The sequence below is a fragment of the Mucilaginibacter sp. McL0603 genome (genome assembly GCF_049992945.1).
In the GTDB taxonomy this organism is placed as follows: domain Bacteria; phylum Bacteroidota; class Bacteroidia; order Sphingobacteriales; family Sphingobacteriaceae; genus Mucilaginibacter.
The window spans coordinates 2326488-2346675 of sequence record NZ_CP188251.1 but is presented as its reverse complement, the minus strand read 5'-3'; the positions used below and the strand labels follow the sequence as shown (position 1 = coordinate 2346675).

Below are 20188 nucleotides of genomic sequence, written 5' to 3'. Positions count from 1 at the left end.
CCTTAAAGGTTCTGTGCTATCACAAACCCACTAGCCCAGGCCCATTGAAAGTTATATCCTCCCAGCCAGCCCGTAACATCCACACATTCACCACCGAAAAACAAACCGGACACTTTTTTAGCTTCCAGTGTTTTGGACGATAATTCGTCAGTTGACACTCCCCCTCGCATCACTTCGGCTTTGTCATACCCCTTATCGCCCGCCGGTTTTACTTTGAATTGATGGATCAAAGCATCTATGTTTTCCAGGTCAGCATTACTTAATGATGCCAGATTTTTGTCGGCAGGCAATCTGTCACTTATTGCCTCGGCAAATTTGCGGGTAAATAAATTAGATAGATAAGCCAGCAGCATCTTCTTGCCGTTCGCTTCCCTTTCCTGTTGTATCAATTCAACAATATTCTGATGCGGTAGCAGATCGATATAGATCCATTCGCCCGGCCGCCAATAAGATGATATCTGTAAAATCGCCGGACCACTTAACCCCCAGTGGGTAAACAATATATTTTCTTCAAAACTCGCCCTATCATTCCAAACCCGGCAAAACAAACTATTGCCCGATAGCTGCTCATACCAACCCTGGTCTTTTCCTGTTATGGTAAGTGGCACCAGCGCCGGGGCTGCTCCGGCGATCTGCATCCCCAGCTTACGGGCGACCCGTAACCCAAGATCAGTAGCACCCATTTTGGGAATAGGCAAACCACCGGCCGCCATTACTACTTTCGGTGCCAATAGCTTTTGCTCTTTCCCGTTCCTGGTTAGGTGGATCGAAAAATTATCTCCAACCTTTTCAACATTTACAACCTCCGCATCACACCATAGCTCCTGCCCCATATCGGCACAAAGACTGGTAAATACATTCACCACATCCTTAGCCTTATCACTCACCGGGAACAGCTGACCTAATGTCTTTTCCTTCCCAACAATACCGTAAGCCTCAAAAAAATTGATGGTATCCTCTACAGTCCATTGCGCAAAAGCAGATTTGCTGAAATGTTCATTCTGAGATATAAACTGCTGAGCCGATGAATACAGGTTAGTATAATTACACCTGCCTCCACCGCTGATGAGTATCTTGGCTCCCGGGCGGTCATTCTTTTCCAGCACCAGTACCCGCTTGCCCAGGAAGCCTGCTTGCACGGCACACATCAGTCCGCAGGCACCTGCGCCGATTATTATTGCATCAAAGTCTGTTTGTTTTGCTAAATTTGTACTCATGGAAGGGGTTTCGCAAATATCAGAATTTGGAAAGATACTCATCTTTTTAATTACAGGAATTTTAATGGTCGTTTTTGTGTTTTTTGTAACGCGGATATTATCGCCCAATAACCCTAATCCCGAAAAGCTAACATCTTATGAGTGTGGTGAAGAACCCACAGGCAGCGCATGGCTGCCGTTTAACAACCGTTTCTATGTAATAGCCCTTATTTTCCTGCTGTTTGACGTGGAAATGGTCTTTATCCTACCCTGGGCAACGGTATTTGGCAATCATGACATCATCCATGTTGACAAACGCTGGGGATGGCTTTCGCTGACCGAAATGTTTGTCTTTTTGGGTATATTGATTATAGGCTTGATATATGTATGGGTTAAAGGCGATCTCGACTGGATAAAACCAACGGTGATCAAACCAACGGTTGACAGTCGCATACCTGCATCATTATATGATAATCTGAACAAGCGGCAAAGCGTATATATAGTAAAGGAATTCAGCATGGAAACTATTGTAACTACTAACACCCCTGCTACTGCTACTGCTACTGCAACTGCTACTACTAATACTACTGCCACTGAAACACCCCCTCCGATAAGAAAACCAATGTTCAAACCAACATTTAAAAAGCCAGAAAATGAATCCTGAGAGCATGAACGAAAGCGGTGGTGTGGTGATCACAAAAATGAACGACTTGCTCAACTGGGCGCGTCTGTCATCATTGTGGCCATTAAGTTTTGGTATTGCCTGCTGCGCGATAGAAATGATGGGAGCCCTTGCTTCCACTTATGACCTGGACCGTTTTGGCGTATTCCCGCGCCCCTCAGCCCGGCAAGCGGATGTAATTATTATAGCCGGCACAGTTACTTTTAAAATGGCCGAACGCATCAAACGCCTTTACGAACAAATGCCCGAGCCCAAATATGTGATCTCTATGGGATCATGCTCCAACTGCGGCGGCCCTTACTGGCAGCATGGTTATCATGTAGTAAAAGGTGTAGACCGTGTGATACCTGTGGATGTTTATGTACAAGGCTGCCCTCCACGCCCTGAAGCGCTGATCGGTGCTATATTGGAGTTGCAGAAAAAAATTGAGGGAGAGAGTTTATTCGGGCACCGGAAATCAGAAAAGACAGAAAGTCCTGAAGCTGTTTAATAATTTCCTGCTATCTCATACTTTTTAACCAAAATACTTTTCCCCCTCTTTCCGCGTAGCGAAGAGAGGGGACGACGAGCGAAGCAATGTCGGGGTGAGTCTACATCGCCATGCATTAGCGTTAATAGCACTCGTATATTTACTCACCCGGTCGACCCCGCTCCCCGCCCCGCTCCCGCGAGTTTGTAACTCGTGGTATGACATAGTAAAAGCTTTCAGCTTAATAAAGACGACTATCCAAGTAGTTTTCAAACTACAATAAATATCCTGATATTCATATCCAAATTCTATACCTATGAAAAAAGTCCTGTTTCTGATCGGATGCGCACTTACCCTGCTTTTAAATCACACCTCCGCCCAAACCTTTAGTCCTATAAAAGATGTTTTCCCAACAGGAACTATACCTTATGACAACATCCCCTATGCCAACGATACATTAAAAAAACACCTGCTGGATATTTACCTGCCTCCCACTGGTAAAAGCAATTACCCCGTTGTAATATGGGTACATGGCGGCGCCTGGATGTCGAACGATAAATATGCGGATATGGGTTATATGAAAAATACGCTCAAAGGATTTATTGATAGCGGATATGCTGTAGCTTCTATTGATTACCGTTGGAGCACCATGGCTGTATTCCCCGCGCAGATACAGGATTGCAACCAAGCGGTTGAGTTTTTATATCAAAATGCCGCTAAATACAAATTAGATAAAGATCGTTTTGCTTTGATCGGCTTTTCAGCCGGAGGTCACCTGGCTTCGTTATTGGGCTTATCAAATAACAAAAATGTAAAAGACTTTTACCACGATGGTAAAAAACCAGGTTTTAAAATAAAATTGGTGCTTGATTTTTATGGCCCGTCAGACCTTCTAACACTTAAAGGCAATGACATAAAAGACCCGCGCAACCCCATCACCCTATTACTGGGCGGCATGGTAGCCGATAATACCGCTAAGGCAAAGAAAGCCAGCCCGGTTACTTATATCGACAAAAATGATCCGCCATTCCTTATCGTACAGGGCGAAAAAGATGAATCGGTTAACCCGGATCAATCCATATCATTGAGCCAGCATTTAAAAGACGCAGGAGTAAAAAACGATCTGATCATAGTACCAAACGCACCCCATTATGGTGAAATGTTCGATGCCCCGGATATACGGAAAAAGATATTTGAATATTTAAGCGAGTTTTTGAAATAACCGAGCTTTTATAACCACGAAGATTTGCGGGCTTTGATTGGCTGCTTAATAATTTCTTTAAGTAAAGACTGGAGTACTACCGCATTCCAGTGAATAGAAAACACACAGCATTTGCTTTGGCTGATGTCGTCAATGTGATGGATCACAAAATGAGTTTGATAGCTGCTAACAGCGATCTCACTCCATTTTAGCATTACATCATCATCCCAGCTTATGCCATCAGGATAAAACGTCACGCCCGACAATTCAAAAGTTTGCTGGATATTAAATAATTCAGTGTAAAAACTAAGCTGATTCAGCATATAGTTATTCCAGAATTGATCAAGCAGATCGGCCCATATTTTAAAAAACATTTCACGTTTCAGGCCATAATAACTATTAAGTTTTATGCGAAATATCTTATTCTGATCGTCCTTTATTTCAAGAAAATATTGTCTGCAAAAAGTCATTTTTAGAAAGTGCATGCCTTCGATCCCAAATCTGAATGCAGAAATGTTTTCACACGGAATAAAAATTTTCGAATCAATGCTGAACGGCTTCTCAATACTTATCCCCGAATCGGCAAATACGATCTTCCTGTTGATCTTTTTGGGGATCAATGCAGGTATTTCGATAACATTTAACCGGAGAGTCATTTACAATTAAATTTAAGCAAAACACATCCTAATAATCAAGTATTTCAGCAACTCTTTTTTAATCGGGAAAAGTAGGGGGTAATGGAATATCTTTTTCCAATTCAGGGCAATAAAATAAACTACAAGAAACTTACAATCAAGGGTATATTGTATTTGTATAAACGCCAAAAAAACCGCAATAGTTTCAAAAAAAGGATTTTTTTTTTGAAAACCAGATAAAAAGCAATAAAAGAAACATTATAACGACAAAACTTGTCTTTGATCACTGTAAAAGACACTATTTATTATTATTTTTTGCGAAAATCGTAAAACAAAAAGCCCGGATACTTTTGTATAGTACCCGGGCTTTTCAATTTTTCGGACTATCTCTTATTTTCCAACCAGCACAGCGTCCAATCCGTGTATAACGCCATTGGTAGCAGTCAAATCAAAATGATTAACAAAAGCTGTATTACCATGTGCATCAGATAATTGAAGCTTTCCATTTACTACAGCCAGAGTCAGGGTTTCGCCATCTAAAGTCTTCATAGTAGTCTTACGGTCTTTTGTAGCACCTAAAGCTTTAATAAGATCAGCTTTAGTGTATTGTCCGCTTACCACGTGAAATTTCAAAGCGGTAGCCAATTTTGCAGGATCTTTCATCAATGCATCAAGTTGATCTGAAGGCAATTTACCTATTGCGATATTGGTTGGTGCAAAAATTGTGTATGGGCCGGCACCTTCTAATGTTTCAGCTAAACCTGCTGCTCTTAGTGCAACGGATAGTGCTGTATAATCATCAGATGAGGTCATGGTAGCAATTACATTACCTGTTGCTGCAGCTGGTGCAGCAGGTGCGGGTGCAGCTTGTGCGAATAAGGTGTTTGAAAACAAACTAAAGGCTAATAATACGGCAACAATTAAAATCGGTTTTTTCATGTTTTGTTTTGTTAATTTAAATATTCAAGTTCTTATAAACGGATTACATTCCAAAAAATTCTTTGTTAAATAACTTTAGTCCATCCAAATGGTTTTGGAAAAATAAAAAAGTTTTGGTTCAAAACACAATTTTTACCGATGTAAATTATATATTACAGTATTAGGTACACAACATAAAAAAAACAGGCACCTGCACATTGGCAAGTACCTGCATTTAATCAGAACAAAACCGCAATTCTAATTTTTCTCTTCAAACTTATCTATATCAAGTTTTACTTTATCATCAGGTTCCTCTTTGTTTTCAGCCCAAAGTGCCACCTTCCCGTCCTTACCTTCAATCGTTACAGTAAAATCTCTTGACTCACCACCATCATTGGTTAGCGTTATGTTGAGCATGGTTTTCCCCTCTTTGAACGGCACCTTCCAGGTACAGACATTTGATTTTACTTTGCCTGTCATTTTCCGATCTCCGTCACCCTTTGTAACAGAAACCGTAATATCTGATTTATCAAACTCAACTACGGTCTTTTCATCTTCTGCATGCTTTAATGCACCACTTGAATCAAAATGCTCTGTTTTTGATGATGTAAGACTAACTTTTTTGTCGCATTGTGCGTAGCTCACTGTACCGACGGCTGCCGTCAGGAAAAGAGCAATAAAGAGTGATTTCATATTTTTTTTCGTTTATCATGTTCAATTAAATCAAAGATAAATGTTTTAAATAGTATTATGCAATACATAGTTCTATTTAAAATACAAATTATGAGATAAATAATTGACAATCAAATCAATAATTTTAATATAACAGATTAATTACATGCCTATATCATCTATTTTGGATACTTTTTACATAACTTCATCAAAAAATTGATCTCTTAGCATGCCAAATCGTCGTAAAAGCAAATCCATTACCATTCTATTAACCTGTTTGTTAACAGGCACCTTAGATGCTATAGCAGCATTCCTGATCAGTTATAAGATCCCACCGGTGGTTATTTTTAAATTTATTGCAAGCGGCTGGTTTGGCAAACAAGCCATGTCAGGTGGAATTGGGACGGTTTTGTGGGGGCTGATATTCCATTACCTAATAGCTACAATTTTCAGTGTGGTATTCTTCCAGCTATATCCGGCAGTGATCAATATCTTAAAAAACAAGTATTTTACAGGCATAGTTTATGGCCTGCTTATATGGGTAGTTATGAACTATGTAGTACTGCCATTTACAAATATCCCTAAAGCCCATGGGCATATCAATCCCCTCAGCCTGATAAAAGGAATTGTCGCTTTAATTATTTGCGTAGGCACACCGATAGCACTGATGGCTGATAACTATTACAAAAAACAATATTAATTTGAATAGTTAGTGCAAGGGTATTAAATTGGGGGTTTATATTAAGTACTGATGAGACTGCCTGGTAATATCGAATAATGAATCTTGAATATCCAACACCGAAGTTTTCCATTCATTATTCGATATTGGGCATTCAGTGTTCGATATTAACCTAGCCTTAATTCCTTCTCAATCCTCTTAAAAACTCACAACTAAAATTACTGCCCCTGTGCAAGGGTATAACCAATCTTGCCGTCAAATTTCATCAGAAATTCTACTGAACAAACTTTTGCATCCTGCGAAAAATCAGCAGCAATGTGTAATAGCTCTTTCTGGGTCACAGTTTTACCTTCTTTTTTCTCAAAGCGCACACGGTATTCATTCACCAGCTCAGTAAAAATTGAACCTGTTGGCCAAACCTGTGTACCCCTGTTTGAGATCATTACCAGGTCGAAATTATCAGTCAGTCTTTTCTTGGCAAGCTCGGCCAGCTCAGCAGGCTGCAGATCATTTGCTTCAACAAAAACATCCACTCCTACCATCTCTGCTTTGATGCCTTTAGTAACCGTCAGCTTATTTTCGGTCAATTTATGGTGACCAGCATTCGCTTTCTGTTCCATATTAGCTTTTCCCACCACACCACCATCCGCAGGCACTTTACCTAAATTGGCAATAATAGCATCAGTAAAGCTATTAGTATTTGAAGCCGGGATAGATTTATCACCAAAGTCACCGGTATGAGCCCCGTTTTCAAGCGTATAAAGCAAAGCATTCTCAATTGTTGCGGCATTCTCCGTATAACCCATATAACGCAGCATCAATATACCCGACAGCAATAATGCAGTTGGATTAGCAATACCCTTGCCCGCTATGTCCGGTGCAGTACCATGCACAGCTTCAAAAATAGAGATGTTATCACCTATATTGGCCGATGGCGCAAAGCCCAAACCACCAACCAAACCTGCACAAAGATCGGATACGATATCACCCTGCAGGTTAGTCAACACAATAGCCTGAAATTTTTCAGGATGTGTAACCAGCTTCATACACAAGTCATCCACAATAATATCGCTTGTTTCGATATCAGGGTATTCTTTAGCTATCTCCTGGAAAGTTTCAAGAAAAAGGCCATCGGTCAGTTTCATAATATTAGCCTTATGACCACAAGCTAGTTTAGTATATCCTTTACGCCGAGCCATTTCAAAAGCATAACGTATCACCTGTGCTGATCCCGGACGGGTAATAATACGGCGACCTACTGCCACATCATAAGTAAGCAGATGCTCTATACCTCCATAAGTATCTTCAATATTTTCGCGGATAATCGTCAGGTTGATCGGGATACCCGCTTTTGAAAAAACAGTTTCCACACCGTTCAATGTTCTGAAATCGCGCTGATTAGCGTAGGTATTCCACACTTTACGCGCAGTAACATTAATACTCTTTACACCTTTACCTTTCGGGGTTTCCATAGGGCCCTTAAAGAGGATACCCAAATTCTCTATAGTTGCTTTGGCTGCAGGAGTCATCCCGGTTGAGTGACCAGAATCGAAAAGGGATTTACCCATTTCTACATACTCATATTCAAGCGGCACATTATTGGCTTCAAATATCCGCAAAACGGCTTGCATTATCTCTGGACCAATTCCATCTCCTTTGGCAACTGCTATTTTTGTATTCATACTTTAAAGAACCTTTTGGTAAAATATTGGGCAAATGTAGATGTTTCAGCGCATTTTTTGCAGGTGTAACAGTAATATCATGTAACTTGTGACATTACGTTAAGACCGATAACACACAATTGATTTATTTTTGCACACACTATAATCCACATTAATGAAAGGTCTGCCCATTATCTTTTTTAAAACTTTTATCCTATCTGTAGTTGTATCCATCGCTGCAAACTGTATTTATTATGTTGTTATTACGCATTCGGGCGAACATGATTATTTCCATGCTGTTCAGTTAATTATGGAGCGTACATTTTCCCTGGGTATTATAATCGCGGTCATGTCTTTACCGATGTTATTCCTTTATAATCCCAATTACTGGAATCATTCGCTTGGACGGCTCTTATTATATTTCGAAGGACCGATTCTCTTCATCATTACGATATTTTACATAAGCACTAATCCAATAACCAAAACAGCCGACCTGTTAACGGGTGCTGTTTTTCTGATCGTAAACAGCATATTTTATTACCGATTGACAAGGAAATAGGCTATATAAAAAATTTAGGCTAAACTTGCATCATTAAATGAAAGCATTCTACGGAGACCTCAGACTCGGGATTTTAGGCGGCGGACAACTTGGACGCATGCTCATACAACAGGCCATCAATTACAACGTAACGGTTAAAGTACTCGACCCAGACCGTGAGGCACCCTGCCGTAAATTATGTGATGAATTTACAATTGGCTCACTAAGCGATTACGAAACCGTTTACAAGTTTGGCAAAAAGGTAGATCTTCTCACCATCGAGATTGAAAAAGTAAATGTCGATGCCCTTGAACAGCTTGAAAAAGAAGGCGTACAAGTTTATCCGCAGGCACGCATTATCCGCCTTATACAGGATAAGGGTTTGCAAAAGCAATTCTTCAAGGAAAACGATATTCCAACAGCCGAATTCCAGGTTATTTCCTCAGCGGAACAATTAAAAAATAGCCGCATCCCATTTCCATATATTCAGAAGTTAAGACGCGATGGCTATGACGGAAAAGGCGTTTATAAGGTAGCTGATGAAACCTACCTCGCAAAAGCTTTTACAGAACCAAGTTTAATAGAGCGTTGGGTTGATTTTGAAAAAGAAATAGCTGTCATAGTCGCCCGCAACGAGAATGGCGAAACCAAAGCCTTCCCGATGGTGGAGATGGAATTTAATCCTGAAGCCAACCTGGTTGAGTTTTTAATCGCACCTTCTACCCTACCATTTGAGGTTCATGAAGAAGCGGAGCGTATTGCCAAGCGCATAGCAAACTGCCTTAATATAGTCGGCTTATTGGCAGTTGAAATGTTTTTAGATAAGAACGGCAAAATATTAGTAAATGAGCTGGCTCCCCGTCCGCACAACAGCGGGCACCAAACCATTGAAGGTAACGTAGTATCTCAATTCGAGCAACACTTACGGGCTATATTTAATCAGCCATTAGGCGATACCGCTTGCCTTAATAATGCCATCATGATCAATGTATTAGGTGAAGCCGGTCATGAAGGTCCTGCAGTATATCAGGGTATAGAAGATGTATTGAAATGCACGGGAGTATATGTACATTTATATGGCAAGGCATTAACCAAACCCTTCCGCAAAATGGGACACGTAACCATTGTGGATGCTGATAGGGAAAAAGCGATCGAGAAGGCAAGGTTTGTGCAAAAAACTTTGAAAGTGATAAGTTAACTTTAATAAACCGTCATTGCGAGGAACGAAGCAATCTCTACGCTGTCAGAGACGCTTTTTATATCTAATAATGACCGACCAGGAATAGACCATGAACCTTAAACTAATCATTATTACAAGCTCTATAGTGTGTCTTTCGATTACCACTTTTGGTCAATACAGGTATATTCAAAAACTGGGAAGCCTGGCGACTATAGCTTTGCCGGATACACCTAAGGTTCAAAAAGCAAATGGTATCGATATCTACATTATTAACCATAAAGGCGTAATATTTATTGCACAAACAGGTGATGTGCATGGGGGACTAAGGGATATCTTTACTGCAAATAGCACTGATTCAGTTTATGAGGGTTACATAAAAGGCACATTGAGAAGTACCAATGGTACACTTTTTTACAAAGACAAAATTAAGGTCAATGGTCACGATGGAATTGAATTTGGTTACAAGGCAAAAATAAATGGACAACAAACGTATAGATATCAACACACCGTTGATTTAAATGACACATTATTAATGTGTGGAATATGGTCATCAGATTCATTATCAAAAAATGAGCAGCATCTGAAAGTGTTTTTTGATGGGTTTAAGGTAAAAAGTGCAGAACAGTTGAGCGACGATCATGCCAGTGAACTTGGCATAAAAACAGGAAAAACTATAGCTATTTTGGTATTTTTGTGCATTCCTGTTTTGATAGGTGGCGGTGCAATATTTATAATAAGAAAGATTGCCTATAGAAAAAATAAGGATAAATCCATTTCAGTTTAAGTTACGAAGTTCATTCTTCGTAATAAAGTTAAAATAACAATACAAATGAACCAACCAAAAATAGGCATCATCATGGGCAGCAAGTCTGATCTGGGTGTGATGCAGGATGCAGCAGATGTTTTAAAAGAATTAGGCGTGCCTTACGAAATTACGGTAGTATCTGCCCATCGTACCCCTGAGCGTATGTTCAGCTATGCCAAATCAGCCGCCGACCGTGGTTTAAAAGTAATAATCGCCGGTGCCGGTGGCGCTGCTCACTTACCTGGTATGGTAGCTTCACTAACTCATTTGCCAGTTATTGGTGTCCCGGTAAAATCAAGCAATTCAATTGATGGCTGGGATTCTATATTATCCATCTTACAAATGCCAAATGGCATCCCCGTTGCAACAGTGGCGCTTAATGCTGCAAAAAATGCAGGTATCCTCGCCGCACAGATCTTATCTACAGCAGATGAATACATTGTAAAAAATCTGATCGCCTACAAAGAACAACTCAAGCAAAAAGTAGAGGAATCTGCGAGGGAAATGGAAGGATAGTCCGGAAGTCGGGAAGTCCGCATAAGTCCGAAAGAATCAATTTTTTAGTTACCGTTGATTTCTTTCCGACTTCCGGTCTTTCGGACTTTCCGACTTACGGACTAACTAATCTCTAATCACTGATCAACTAATCACTACCATCAATTCATCTCAGGATTCTCAGGAAAATTAGCAATATGTGCATAGCGTTGCCCAAGGCCAATCACCACCTGCTTCCACATATTTTGCTCGTCATGGGTGAATACCAGTTCAGGATTGCATTTATCACTTACTATCCAGGTATCCTCGGCAATCTCGTCTTCAAGCTGCCCGGGCGTCCATCCCGAATATCCTGCAAAAAACTTGATCTCGTTTTCAGTTAACTGGTAATTGGTCACCAGGTTTTTTACCGTTTCAAAGTTACCTCCCCAAAAAACGCCATCCGCTATTTCAACCCCGTCTTCTATCTTTTCAGGACAACGATGAATAAAATGCAGCGTATCCTCTCCAACCGGTCCGCCGATATATACCGGCATTTCAGAATAAGGCAGATCAGGTAACAAGTCGCCCAGCAAATATTCACTCTGATGATTCAATACAAAACCCATAGCACCAACCTCGCTGTATTCGGTTAGCAAAATAACCGAACGTTTAAAATTCGGGTCCATCATAAAAGGTTCCGATATCAGCAAATGGCCTGACTCAGGCGGAATGGTACTAAGCATAGGGGTTAAGATATAAATTGGATAACATAAACGTAAAAATAGGTGCAATTACTAAATTATAAAAATACCTGCTTAATTTACGGTATAATTAATTTGTAAGTTTGCAATAATGAAGCAAGAAGACATACAAAATATACGAAATGAATACCTTGCGGCTTCGCTATCCGAAACTGATGCGCACGCCGACCCTATAAAACAATTTGATAAGTGGTTTAATGAAGCTCTAAAAGCCGAATTACATGAGCCTACTGCCATGACGTTGGCCACTGCAACCCACGATGGCCGCCCTTCAGCAAGAATTGTTTTAATGAAAGGATTTGACAGCAATGGCTTTGTTTTTTATACCAACTATCTTAGTCGTAAGGGCAAAGAAATAGCTAAAAACCCACTAGGTGCACTTATGTTTTTTTGGGGAACACTCGAAAGACAGGTTCGCATAGAAGGAACCATTGAAAAAATCAGTAAAGAAGAGTCTATCAGATATTTCCAAACCAGGCCGAGGGCAAGTCAACTCGGTGCAGTAGTATCACCGCAAAGCCAGGAAATACCAGATCGAAATATACTGGATAAAAAATGGCAGGAAGCAGAAGCAGAATTCCTGGACAAGGATGTTATCAAACCTTCTTTCTGGGGCGGATACGTTCTAAAACCACGTCTGATTGAATTTTGGCAGGGCAGACAGAGCAGATTGCACGACCGTATCCTGTACAAAAAAATAGATAACAAACACTGGAAAAAAGTACGCCTGGCGCCATGAGTATTGCAGAGATCAAATCATTGCTTATTGAAAAGTTTGGCGAGGGTGTGGTTGTCGGTGAAGAAACTACAGGTCTGCAACCCGCCTTGCTGATCGATCCTGATCGTATAGCTGACGTATGTCTTGAGCTAAGGGATAATCCGCAAACTTATTTTGATTTTCTTTCCTGCCTAAGTGGTGTTGATTATGGTGTTGAGGCCGGTCGTTTCGGCGTAGTTTATCACCTGGCATCCATTCCCTTCCAAACACAGCTAACATTAAAGATCAGCAAAGAAAACGGCAGAGATTTAGAGAATCTGCCATCCTTCCCTACCATATCATCCGTTTATCGCGCAGCCGACTGGCATGAACGCGAAGCCTTTGATATGGAAGGAATATTTTTTGAGGGGCATCCCGACCTCCGAAGAATTTTATTGCCTGATGACTGGGATGGTTACCCACTAAGAAAAGATTACAAAACAGCAGAATTTTATAAAGGAATTAAGATAGATTAAAATGGATTTCGAATTTCGAATGTTCAATTTCGAATTTAAAAATTGCATAAATGGACAAAGCGGAATTAAAAAGAAGAACGCAAAAATTTGCAGTGAATATTATAAAGTTCATCGAAACTTTACCCAATCGACGAGCCATTAATGTTTTGTCTAATCAATTATTAAGAAGTTCATCATCAATCGGTGCCAACTACCGTTCTGCTTGTAAGGGGAAATCGTCTGCTGATTTTATAAATAAGATAATTATCTGTGAAGAAGAGACTGATGAATCAATTTATTGGATTGACTTAATGATAGAATCTGAATTAATTGAAGCCGGACTTTTAACTGATCTAAAGAAAGAGGCTACTGAGTTGACAGCTATATTCACGGCTATTGGCAAAACAGCAAAAGAAAATCAAAGAAAAAAATAAATTAAATAAATTCGAAATTGAACATTCGAAATTCGAAATACGAAGAAGCTTTAAATCGGTACAATAAAAGAATCACCGATGCTAGCACCGAGGATATGGTGCTGAACATGGGGCCACAGCATCCATCAACCCATGGCGTTTTGCGTTTGGAGTTAATAACTGATGGTGAGATTGTAAAAGAAGTGATCCCGCACATGGGTTACCTCCACCGTTGTTTTGAGAAACATGCCGAATCTCTCACCTATCAGCAAACCATCCCGTTTACCGACCGTATGGATTACCTCGCATCTATGAATAACAGCCATATCTGGTCAATGGGCGTTGAACGGATGATGGGTATTGATAAGGATATTCCAAAGCGGATAGAATACATCAGGGTATTGGTTTGCGAATTGAACCGTATTGCTTCACATTTGATCGCTATCGGTACTTATGGGATCGATATAGGTGCTTTTACACCATTCCTGTGGTGCTTTAGGGATCGTGAACATATAATGGGTATGCTGGAATGGGCATCAGGCTCACGCATGCTGTATAACTATATTTGGGTAGGCGGATTATTTTATGACCTCCCTGTTGGATTTGAAGAACGTTGCCGCGAATTTGTAGATTATTTTAAACCCAAATTAGTCGAGCTAAACCAATTACTTACCGATAACCAGATATTCATCAGTCGTACCGCTAATGTTGGCGTATTGCCTATGGATGTGGCAATTAATTATGGCTGCTCCGGACCAATGCTGCGTGGCTCAGGGCTTAAATGGGATTTAAGACGAATTGATAACTATTCCGTTTACCCTGAACTGGAATTTGATGTACCGGTAGGCAAAGGCGAAATGGGCGCTGTAGGCGATTGCTGGGACCGCTATAAAGTGCGTGTAGATGAGATCGAGCAATCACTCAAAATTGTAGAACAATGCCTTGATCGCCTGCAAAAAGAATTGAAACGCACCCCGGATTTTGATCCGCGTGCTAAGATGCCAAGAAAGATCACACCAAAAGTGCAGGATTTTTACATCCGTGGCGAAGGCGCCAAAGGCGAATTAGGCTTTTACTTTATAGCTAACGATAGTAAATCAGAAATACCATTCAGAGTAAAATCGCGCGGACCAAGTTTTTGTAATCTTTCAGTACTACCAGCTATCGCCAAAAATGTCATGATAGCCGACCTCATCGCCATAATCGGCTCGATTGATTTTGTATTAGGCGAAGTAGACAGATAGATGTGCAAATATGCAGATGTGAGGATGTGCAGATGTTTTAATCTGCGGAATCACATAATCCGTCAAATCTGCGGTTCAGACAAAAAAAGCGCCCCTAAATAGGAGCGCTTTCAATATTGTTCATTTGCACATCTGCATATTTGCACATCCACACATCTAATTCATTTGCACATCTGCATATCCTCACATCTGCACATCTAATAATTCATTCGCACATCTGCACATCCTCACATCTGCACATTCAATTCATTTGCACATCTGCATATCCGCACATCTGCACATTAATTAATAAACCTTCACCATAAACACATAGTTCTTCAACTTTTTAACCTGTTGTTGACGGGTTAAATTAGCTAACTCATTTTGAGTATTAAGGACAGGTGTTTTGGTTAAAGAATCAGTTGGCATATTCTTTATAGCATTTAGCAAATAGCTTGATTTCAGCGCAAAGTGAACCCCCTCAAGCCTTGTTTCTTTTGCTTTAACTATCCCTATGATATTCCCTTTACTATCCAGCAACGGGCCTCCGCTGTTTCCAGGATTAATAGGAACAGATATTTCGTAATCTAAAGTATCGTTGCCAAGCCCATTTGCTGACGTTAACCTGCCTTCACCATAAACCGGTGAATCTTGCGGATAGCCATAAGTATATACACTCTCCGCCAGGTCACTTTCTGAATGTTTAAATGTATAAGGCAGCTGGCCTAAATTTCTGAACGAAGTATCTACTACTTTTAAAATCGATACATCACTTTGTATGTCGTTATAAATTACTTTTACCTTAAATGCCTTTCCTGTTACATCCTGAACGTATATAGAATCAGCACCACTAATTACATGATAGCTTGTTGCGATCAATCCATTTGAGGTTATGGCAAATCCGGTACCTCGAAATTTGTCAGGTGCAGTTATACGGCTCTTTTTTATATCGTTGATTGATTTTTTTATCTCAGTTGTAGAACGATTTAATTTCCCTACTTCCCGGCTCAATTCAGTAAATGACGAATTATTATTCAAATACCCGGTGAAGAACAACGTACCCAAAACAGCAAAAATAGCTATCGAAGCTGCTACAGATATTTTTGAATGATGATGTCTCCACATCTGAATGATCCACGACGGATGGATGGTCACTTCTTCGGCAATTGCATGCACATCTATTTCCTCATGTATTGCGTTCAGCCTGTTCTCCAGTTGTACACGTTCGCCGTATTGCTTTAATAAGCTGGTAAATTGCTGATGCTCGATCACCTTACTATCAACTTCTGAATTCTCCACACGAAGCTGCTCAAATGCACGGCGTTCATCGGCATTCATTTCCCCGTTAAGGTAGCGTTCAATTACTTCTAACAGTTGCTCGTCTCTCATGTCTTTGCTCCTCTATTTTTGCTGAAAAAACAGTTTCTTCAGCCTTTGCAGGCATTTATATTTCTGGGTTTTGGCATTATCCGCATTGGTATACCCAAAACTTTCACAGATCTCCTGCATCGATCTGTTATTGATATAAAAATCCTCAATTATAGTTTTGCAAGGCTCACCTAATAACTGTAGTGCACTTTGCATTTTGGTAAATTGTATATCCCGCTCATTCTGCTCTTCCACATCCTCTTCAACAGGCAAATATTCCTGAAAATCGTGGACGTCACCTCCGTAGCGGTTCATCTGGCTCAATCTTTTAAGCCAAAGCCTCCTGCAAACCGAATAAATAAAAGTTTTCAGTTTGCTGCTCAGCTCAAAATCCCCCTTTTTTATCTTATTATAAAGAACAATTATCGCCTCCTGGTAAATATCCTTAGCATCATCGGCTGTTCCGTTATTATTAATGATCAGCTGTAATACCATCGGAAAATACGCTACATAAAGTCGTTTTATCGCACTTTCTGAATTATTTAGGATACCGAAAACAATTTCGTTGTCGGTCGGCGTTGAACTTTTAAAGTCTGTACTCACTACTTAATACTATTAATGCGAAATTGTAACCCACTCATTGTAAAAAAATTAAACAAAATTTAAAGTGCCCGGTTACCTACTTTGAATTTATCTTTCAATTTTACAACAATTAATTAATCAAATCATTTTTTATCATCATGAAAAACATTAGCAAATTATCCCTGGCCACTTTTATAGCATTGTCGTTTGCAGCGTGCAAAGGTACCGGCTCAACCAGCACTACTGATACCACCAAAGTAACCGACTCAACAACGACCACAGTAGTTGATACAACCAAAAAGGATACCGCCACAAAAATGACTACTGATACAACTAAAAAAGACACGACTAAAAAGCCGTAATCTGAGCCATTAATTCCAAATAATTCATTAAGGTAACCCTCTTTTGGGCTGCCTTTTTTTATATTTTTTCAGCGGGTTACCTTTATAAAGTTTGCTGTATCAATGCAAAACTTTAAACAAAAACTTTATGAAAAATTCATTCAAGATCGGGTTCCTTATCCTCGGTATCGCTGTTTCTGCTTTGGCTTGTGACCCTCCAAAAGCAAACTCAAATAGCACACCTCCGGATTCAGGCAAAACAAAAATTGACACCTCACAAAAAAGCATTGACACAGCGAAGAAAGCTTCAATTGACACCGTCAAAAAATAGCAATCTTATATTTCAGCCCTCAAAACTGCTTTCTGAGGGCTGAAATCGATATTCTACTACATTTATAGATAAAATATAATTTTTTTTAAAAATAGGTGGGTTACCTTTTTTAGTTTGCCGTATTAATGCAAAACATTAAACAAAACGCATAACATGAAAAATTCATTCAAATTAGGTTTCTTAGCTTTAGCTATCGCTGTTTCTGCTGCTGCTTGCAAAGGTAGCTCAACTACTACTGCAACTGATTCAACTAAAACTGTAGATTCAACTAAAACTACTGTTGTTGATACTGCAAAGAAAGCTGACACTACTAAAGCTGCTGCTGACACTACTAAAAAAGATACTACTAAGAAATAATTTCTAACCGGGACTAATCATTTTAGTTTCTGTTGATTTTTAGTTTTTTACACTTTTTTAAAAGGTAATCTGTAATTTTTTTAAATTATGGGTTACCTTTTTTAGTTTATGGTATTAATGAGCAAAACTATTAATCACTTATTAAAAAAAATTAAAATGAAAAATTCATTCAAAATTGGTTTCTTAGCTTTAGCTATCGCTGTTTCTGCTGTTGCTTGTAAAGGTAAATCTGGTTCAGGTGCTGCTGATTCAGCTAAAATGGCTGACTCAGCTAAAATGGCTGATTCAGCTAAAATGGCTACTGATACTGCTAAAAAAGACACCAGCAAAATGAAAATGTCTGCTGACACTACTAAAAAAGACACTACTAAAAAGAAATAATTTCTTTTTAAGTCTTTACAAAAACGCTCCCGGTCTGTTCCGAGGAGCGTTTTTTGTTTATTTACTTCTGAACAGGGATACGATCCATATAATAATGACGATCACTACAATGACCGAGATTATCCCCACCACTGCCCCGGCTTTAAAAATCCCGGTTATAACCGAGCAGCCGCTCAAGGTTATCATTACTAAAGCGAATAATAATAAGTTAATTTTTTTCATAGGATAATGTTTTATACCTGAACTTTAGGATAATGTTTTATACCTGAACTTTAGTATCTCAGATTAGATTATCCTACTACAAAAAATCTGTATTTAAGTTTTATAGCCGTTAATTCATCGATTAAATCAAAAAACGCAATCAACTTAGTCTAACCCAATCAACTAATTCCAACTTAATCCAACCCAATCAACTTAGTCCAACTCAATCAACTCATTCCAACCCAATCAACCTATTCCAACTCAATCTAACTTAATCCAACCCAATCAACTTAGTCCAACTTAATCCAACCCAATCAACTTAGTCCAACTCAATCCAACTTAATTAACCAATAACTTAATCAACATAATTCCTAAATTCGGCACGATATATTGATACCCATGGATACTTCTCTATTATCGATTGATAATGCCATACTCAAATTGGTCAATACCCCTGTTTTCACTGATTTAAACTTTCGTATAAATAAAGGTGAACACTGGGCATTGATAGGCGAAAGCGGTTCAGGGAAAAGCGCATTGCTGCAAGTTATTGCCGGCAAATTTCATTTATCAGCCGGAAGTATCCGGTATCATTTTCACGAAGAATTTTTATTAGATCATCCGATAAACGATGCACACTTAACTTTTCACAGGCTGATCGCACTGGTAGAATCACGTCACCATTTCCGTAACCTGTCAAACACCAGCGATTTCTATTATCAGCAACGTTATAATTCTTCTGACTCAGAAGATGCACTGACTGTTGATGAATATTTATCCTCTATAAAACCCTTTTCAGATAAACCTGCTTACTGGACCCTAACCAAAACGCTGCAAAGACTTAATCTTGAAGGATTAAGAAGCAAACAGCTTATCAAATTATCAAACGGTGAGACCAAGCGGTTATTGATAGCCGCCGCATTACTAAAAAACCCGGTCTTACTGATGCTGGATAGTCCCCTTACAGGATTGGACGTACAAACAAGGACTGAATTTAATATCATCATAGCTGATATCATAGCATCTGGTATTTCAGTAATTATGGCTACCTCCCCTTTCGAGATACCTCGTGCTATCACCAATGTAGCCATATTAAAAAATGGTTCTATCGCCCAGCAAATGCCTGCCAGTCAATTTGATCCGGCAGCTTTTAGTAAGGCAGGTAAAGAAACTATTGATACCAATGAACTATCTGCTTTGCTCAATACCAATGGCATTCCTGCTTACGACTGGATAGTGAAGATGAATAATATAAATATCATTTATGGTGATAAAACGATACTGAAAAATGTAGACTGGCAAATAAAGCAAGGTGAGCGATGGGCATTGCTTGGCCCGAACGGAGCCGGGAAATCAACCTTATTGAGTTTAATTAATGGTGATAACCCACAAGCCTATGCCAATGATATTGTTTTATTCGACCGCAAACGTGGTACAGGCGAGAGTATTTGGGATATTAAAAGCAAGATCGGCTTTGTATCGCCTGAATTATATCAATACTTTCCTACCGATAACAGCTGCCTGCAGGTGATCGAATCTGGCTTTTATGATACAATGGGATTGTTCAGACCATGCGACCCAAAGAAAACCGCAACAGCGCTGCGTTGGATGAAAGCTTTGGAGATAGACAAATATGCACGGGTATTGCTCAAAAACGTCCCCGCCAGTGCGCAGCGTCTGGGTCTTTTGGCAAGAGCATTGATCAAAAATCCGTCACTATTAATATTTGACGAACCCTGCCAGGGAATGGATGCACACCAGCAGCAGCATTTTAAAATGATCGTAGATACCATTTGCGAATTAAGCAACGTAACCCTCATTTATGTTACCCATTATCAGCACGAGATACCGGAGAGTGTGGATAAGGTTTTGAGGCTGGATAAGGGGAAAGTTGTAACTTAGACA

Annotated in this window: 26 protein-coding genes; 17 read left to right on the top strand and 9 right to left on the bottom strand. The window is 39.6% G+C overall.

From position 1 onward, the window contains the following. Nucleotides 1–2 precede the first annotated feature (2 nt). Nucleotides 3–1217 carry an NAD(P)/FAD-dependent oxidoreductase gene (locus ACPPVU_RS11030; RefSeq protein ID WP_426671759.1) on the bottom strand — a complete coding sequence of 405 codons (1215 nt, stop codon included), beginning with the start codon at nucleotides 1215–1217 and terminating at the stop codon, nucleotides 3–5. Between ACPPVU_RS11030 and ACPPVU_RS11025 the strand changes: the two genes are divergently transcribed. The 3 genes from ACPPVU_RS11025 (at nucleotide 1216) to ACPPVU_RS11015 (ending at nucleotide 3569) form a co-directional block, all read left to right on the top strand. Beyond that, on the top strand, nucleotides 1216–1860 hold the full coding sequence (locus ACPPVU_RS11025) for an NADH-quinone oxidoreductase subunit A (RefSeq protein WP_426671758.1): 645 nt from the start codon (nucleotides 1216–1218) through the stop codon (nucleotides 1858–1860). The genes ACPPVU_RS11030 and ACPPVU_RS11025 overlap by 2 nt on opposite strands. Continuing rightward, a complete protein-coding gene (locus ACPPVU_RS11020; RefSeq protein WP_426671757.1) occupies nucleotides 1850–2368 on the top strand; it encodes an NADH-quinone oxidoreductase subunit B in 519 nt (172 codons plus the stop codon). The genes ACPPVU_RS11025 and ACPPVU_RS11020 overlap by 11 nt, the downstream gene beginning before the upstream one ends. Before the next feature lie 295 nt (nucleotides 2369–2663). Next, on the top strand, nucleotides 2664–3569 hold the full coding sequence (locus ACPPVU_RS11015; protein ID WP_426671756.1) for an alpha/beta hydrolase fold domain-containing protein: 906 nt from the start codon (nucleotides 2664–2666) through the stop codon (nucleotides 3567–3569). Nucleotides 3570–3577: 8 nt separating this feature from the next. On the opposite strand, the gene ACPPVU_RS11010 is transcribed toward ACPPVU_RS11015, so the two are convergent. The 3 genes from ACPPVU_RS11010 to ACPPVU_RS11000 form a co-directional block, all read right to left on the bottom strand. Next, nucleotides 3578–4204 carry a hypothetical protein gene (locus ACPPVU_RS11010; protein ID WP_426671755.1) on the bottom strand — a complete coding sequence of 209 codons (627 nt, stop codon included), beginning with the start codon at nucleotides 4202–4204 and terminating at the stop codon, nucleotides 3578–3580. A 369-nt stretch (nucleotides 4205–4573) separates the two neighbouring features. Beyond that, nucleotides 4574–5122 (bottom strand): fasciclin domain-containing protein, encoded by a 549-nt coding sequence (locus ACPPVU_RS11005; RefSeq protein WP_426671754.1) that lies wholly within the window; start codon nucleotides 5120–5122, stop codon nucleotides 4574–4576. 237 nt (nucleotides 5123–5359) lie between these two features. Then, nucleotides 5360–5794 (bottom strand): hypothetical protein, encoded by a 435-nt coding sequence (locus ACPPVU_RS11000; RefSeq protein WP_426671753.1) that lies wholly within the window; start codon nucleotides 5792–5794, stop codon nucleotides 5360–5362. 208 nt (nucleotides 5795–6002) lie between these two features. Here ACPPVU_RS11000 and ACPPVU_RS10995 point away from each other — a divergent pair, with 208 nt between their 5' ends. Continuing rightward, nucleotides 6003–6473: a hypothetical protein gene (locus ACPPVU_RS10995; protein WP_426671752.1), complete on the top strand. Its 471-nt coding sequence runs from the start codon at nucleotides 6003–6005 to the stop codon at nucleotides 6471–6473. 197 nt (nucleotides 6474–6670) lie between these two features. Here the strand turns inward: ACPPVU_RS10995 and ACPPVU_RS10990 are convergent, their stop codons facing one another. After that, nucleotides 6671–8134 carry an NADP-dependent isocitrate dehydrogenase gene (locus ACPPVU_RS10990; protein WP_426671751.1) on the bottom strand — a complete coding sequence of 488 codons (1464 nt, stop codon included), beginning with the start codon at nucleotides 8132–8134 and terminating at the stop codon, nucleotides 6671–6673. A 154-nt stretch (nucleotides 8135–8288) separates the two neighbouring features. Here ACPPVU_RS10990 and ACPPVU_RS10985 point away from each other — a divergent pair, with 154 nt between their 5' ends. The 4 genes from ACPPVU_RS10985 (at nucleotide 8289) to purE (ending at nucleotide 11152) form a co-directional block, all read left to right on the top strand. Beyond that, the gene (locus ACPPVU_RS10985; RefSeq protein WP_426671750.1) at nucleotides 8289–8672 is read left to right on the top strand and encodes a hypothetical protein; all 384 of its coding nucleotides are present in this window, start codon (nucleotides 8289–8291) and stop codon (nucleotides 8670–8672) included. A 37-nt stretch (nucleotides 8673–8709) separates the two neighbouring features. Further along, entirely contained in the window at nucleotides 8710–9849 is a 1140-nt protein-coding gene (locus ACPPVU_RS10980; protein ID WP_426671749.1) for a 5-(carboxyamino)imidazole ribonucleotide synthase, read from the top strand. Between the two features lie 91 nt (nucleotides 9850–9940). After that, entirely contained in the window at nucleotides 9941–10615 is a 675-nt protein-coding gene (locus ACPPVU_RS10975) for a hypothetical protein (protein WP_426671748.1), read from the top strand. Nucleotides 10616–10660: 45 nt separating this feature from the next. After that, nucleotides 10661–11152: a 5-(carboxyamino)imidazole ribonucleotide mutase gene (gene purE / locus ACPPVU_RS10970; RefSeq protein WP_426671747.1), complete on the top strand. Its 492-nt coding sequence runs from the start codon at nucleotides 10661–10663 to the stop codon at nucleotides 11150–11152. Between the two features lie 140 nt (nucleotides 11153–11292). Here purE and ACPPVU_RS10965 read toward each other — a convergent pair whose 3' ends face one another. After that, the gene (locus ACPPVU_RS10965) at nucleotides 11293–11856 is read right to left on the bottom strand and encodes a YqgE/AlgH family protein (RefSeq protein WP_426671746.1); all 564 of its coding nucleotides are present in this window, start codon (nucleotides 11854–11856) and stop codon (nucleotides 11293–11295) included. A 109-nt stretch (nucleotides 11857–11965) separates the two neighbouring features. On the opposite strand from ACPPVU_RS10965, the gene pdxH reads away from it, so the two are divergent. The 4 genes from pdxH (at nucleotide 11966) to ACPPVU_RS10945 (ending at nucleotide 14743) form a co-directional block, all read left to right on the top strand. Then, nucleotides 11966–12613, top strand: coding sequence for a pyridoxamine 5'-phosphate oxidase (pdxH, locus tag ACPPVU_RS10960; RefSeq protein ID WP_426671745.1), 648 nt, complete (start codon nucleotides 11966–11968; stop codon nucleotides 12611–12613). Next, on the top strand, nucleotides 12610–13107 hold the full coding sequence (locus ACPPVU_RS10955) for an NADH-quinone oxidoreductase subunit C (protein WP_426671744.1): 498 nt from the start codon (nucleotides 12610–12612) through the stop codon (nucleotides 13105–13107). Before pdxH ends, ACPPVU_RS10955 begins: the two co-directional genes overlap by 4 nt. Nucleotides 13108–13157: 50 nt before the next feature. Further along, complete coding sequence (locus ACPPVU_RS10950; protein ID WP_426671743.1) at nucleotides 13158–13520, top strand: four helix bundle protein; 363 nt, start codon at nucleotides 13158–13160, stop codon at nucleotides 13518–13520. Between the two features lie 95 nt (nucleotides 13521–13615). Then, nucleotides 13616–14743 carry an NADH-quinone oxidoreductase subunit D gene (locus ACPPVU_RS10945; RefSeq protein ID WP_426672195.1) on the top strand — a complete coding sequence of 376 codons (1128 nt, stop codon included), beginning with the start codon at nucleotides 13616–13618 and terminating at the stop codon, nucleotides 14741–14743. A 285-nt stretch (nucleotides 14744–15028) separates the two neighbouring features. Here the strand turns inward: ACPPVU_RS10945 and ACPPVU_RS10940 are convergent, their stop codons facing one another. Together ACPPVU_RS10940 and ACPPVU_RS10935 are read right to left on the bottom strand one after the other, a co-directional pair. Continuing rightward, the gene (locus ACPPVU_RS10940) at nucleotides 15029–16111 is read right to left on the bottom strand and encodes a S1C family serine protease (protein WP_426671742.1); all 1083 of its coding nucleotides are present in this window, start codon (nucleotides 16109–16111) and stop codon (nucleotides 15029–15031) included. 12 nt (nucleotides 16112–16123) lie between these two features. Then, nucleotides 16124–16693 carry an RNA polymerase sigma factor gene (locus tag ACPPVU_RS10935; RefSeq protein WP_426671741.1) on the bottom strand — a complete coding sequence of 190 codons (570 nt, stop codon included), beginning with the start codon at nucleotides 16691–16693 and terminating at the stop codon, nucleotides 16124–16126. A gap of 137 nt (nucleotides 16694–16830) precedes the next feature. Between ACPPVU_RS10935 and ACPPVU_RS10930 the strand changes: the two genes are divergently transcribed. From ACPPVU_RS10930 to ACPPVU_RS10915, 4 genes are all read left to right on the top strand, one after another. Further along, the gene (locus ACPPVU_RS10930; RefSeq protein WP_426671740.1) at nucleotides 16831–17034 is read left to right on the top strand and encodes a hypothetical protein; all 204 of its coding nucleotides are present in this window, start codon (nucleotides 16831–16833) and stop codon (nucleotides 17032–17034) included. Nucleotides 17035–17161: 127 nt separating this feature from the next. Continuing rightward, the gene (locus ACPPVU_RS10925; RefSeq protein ID WP_426671739.1) at nucleotides 17162–17344 is read left to right on the top strand and encodes a hypothetical protein; all 183 of its coding nucleotides are present in this window, start codon (nucleotides 17162–17164) and stop codon (nucleotides 17342–17344) included. A gap of 153 nt (nucleotides 17345–17497) precedes the next feature. Beyond that, entirely contained in the window at nucleotides 17498–17701 is a 204-nt protein-coding gene (locus tag ACPPVU_RS10920; RefSeq protein WP_426671738.1) for a hypothetical protein, read from the top strand. A gap of 156 nt (nucleotides 17702–17857) precedes the next feature. Next, nucleotides 17858–18082 (top strand): hypothetical protein, encoded by a 225-nt coding sequence (locus tag ACPPVU_RS10915; RefSeq protein WP_426671737.1) that lies wholly within the window; start codon nucleotides 17858–17860, stop codon nucleotides 18080–18082. A gap of 57 nt (nucleotides 18083–18139) precedes the next feature. On the opposite strand, the gene ACPPVU_RS10910 is transcribed toward ACPPVU_RS10915, so the two are convergent. Continuing rightward, nucleotides 18140–18304, bottom strand: coding sequence for a phosphatidate cytidylyltransferase (locus ACPPVU_RS10910; RefSeq protein WP_426671736.1), 165 nt, complete (start codon nucleotides 18302–18304; stop codon nucleotides 18140–18142). A 378-nt stretch (nucleotides 18305–18682) separates the two neighbouring features. On the opposite strand from ACPPVU_RS10910, the gene ACPPVU_RS10905 reads away from it, so the two are divergent. Beyond that, the gene (locus ACPPVU_RS10905) at nucleotides 18683–20185 is read left to right on the top strand and encodes an ATP-binding cassette domain-containing protein (RefSeq protein WP_426671735.1); all 1503 of its coding nucleotides are present in this window, start codon (nucleotides 18683–18685) and stop codon (nucleotides 20183–20185) included. Nucleotides 20186–20188: the final 3 nt, after the last annotated feature.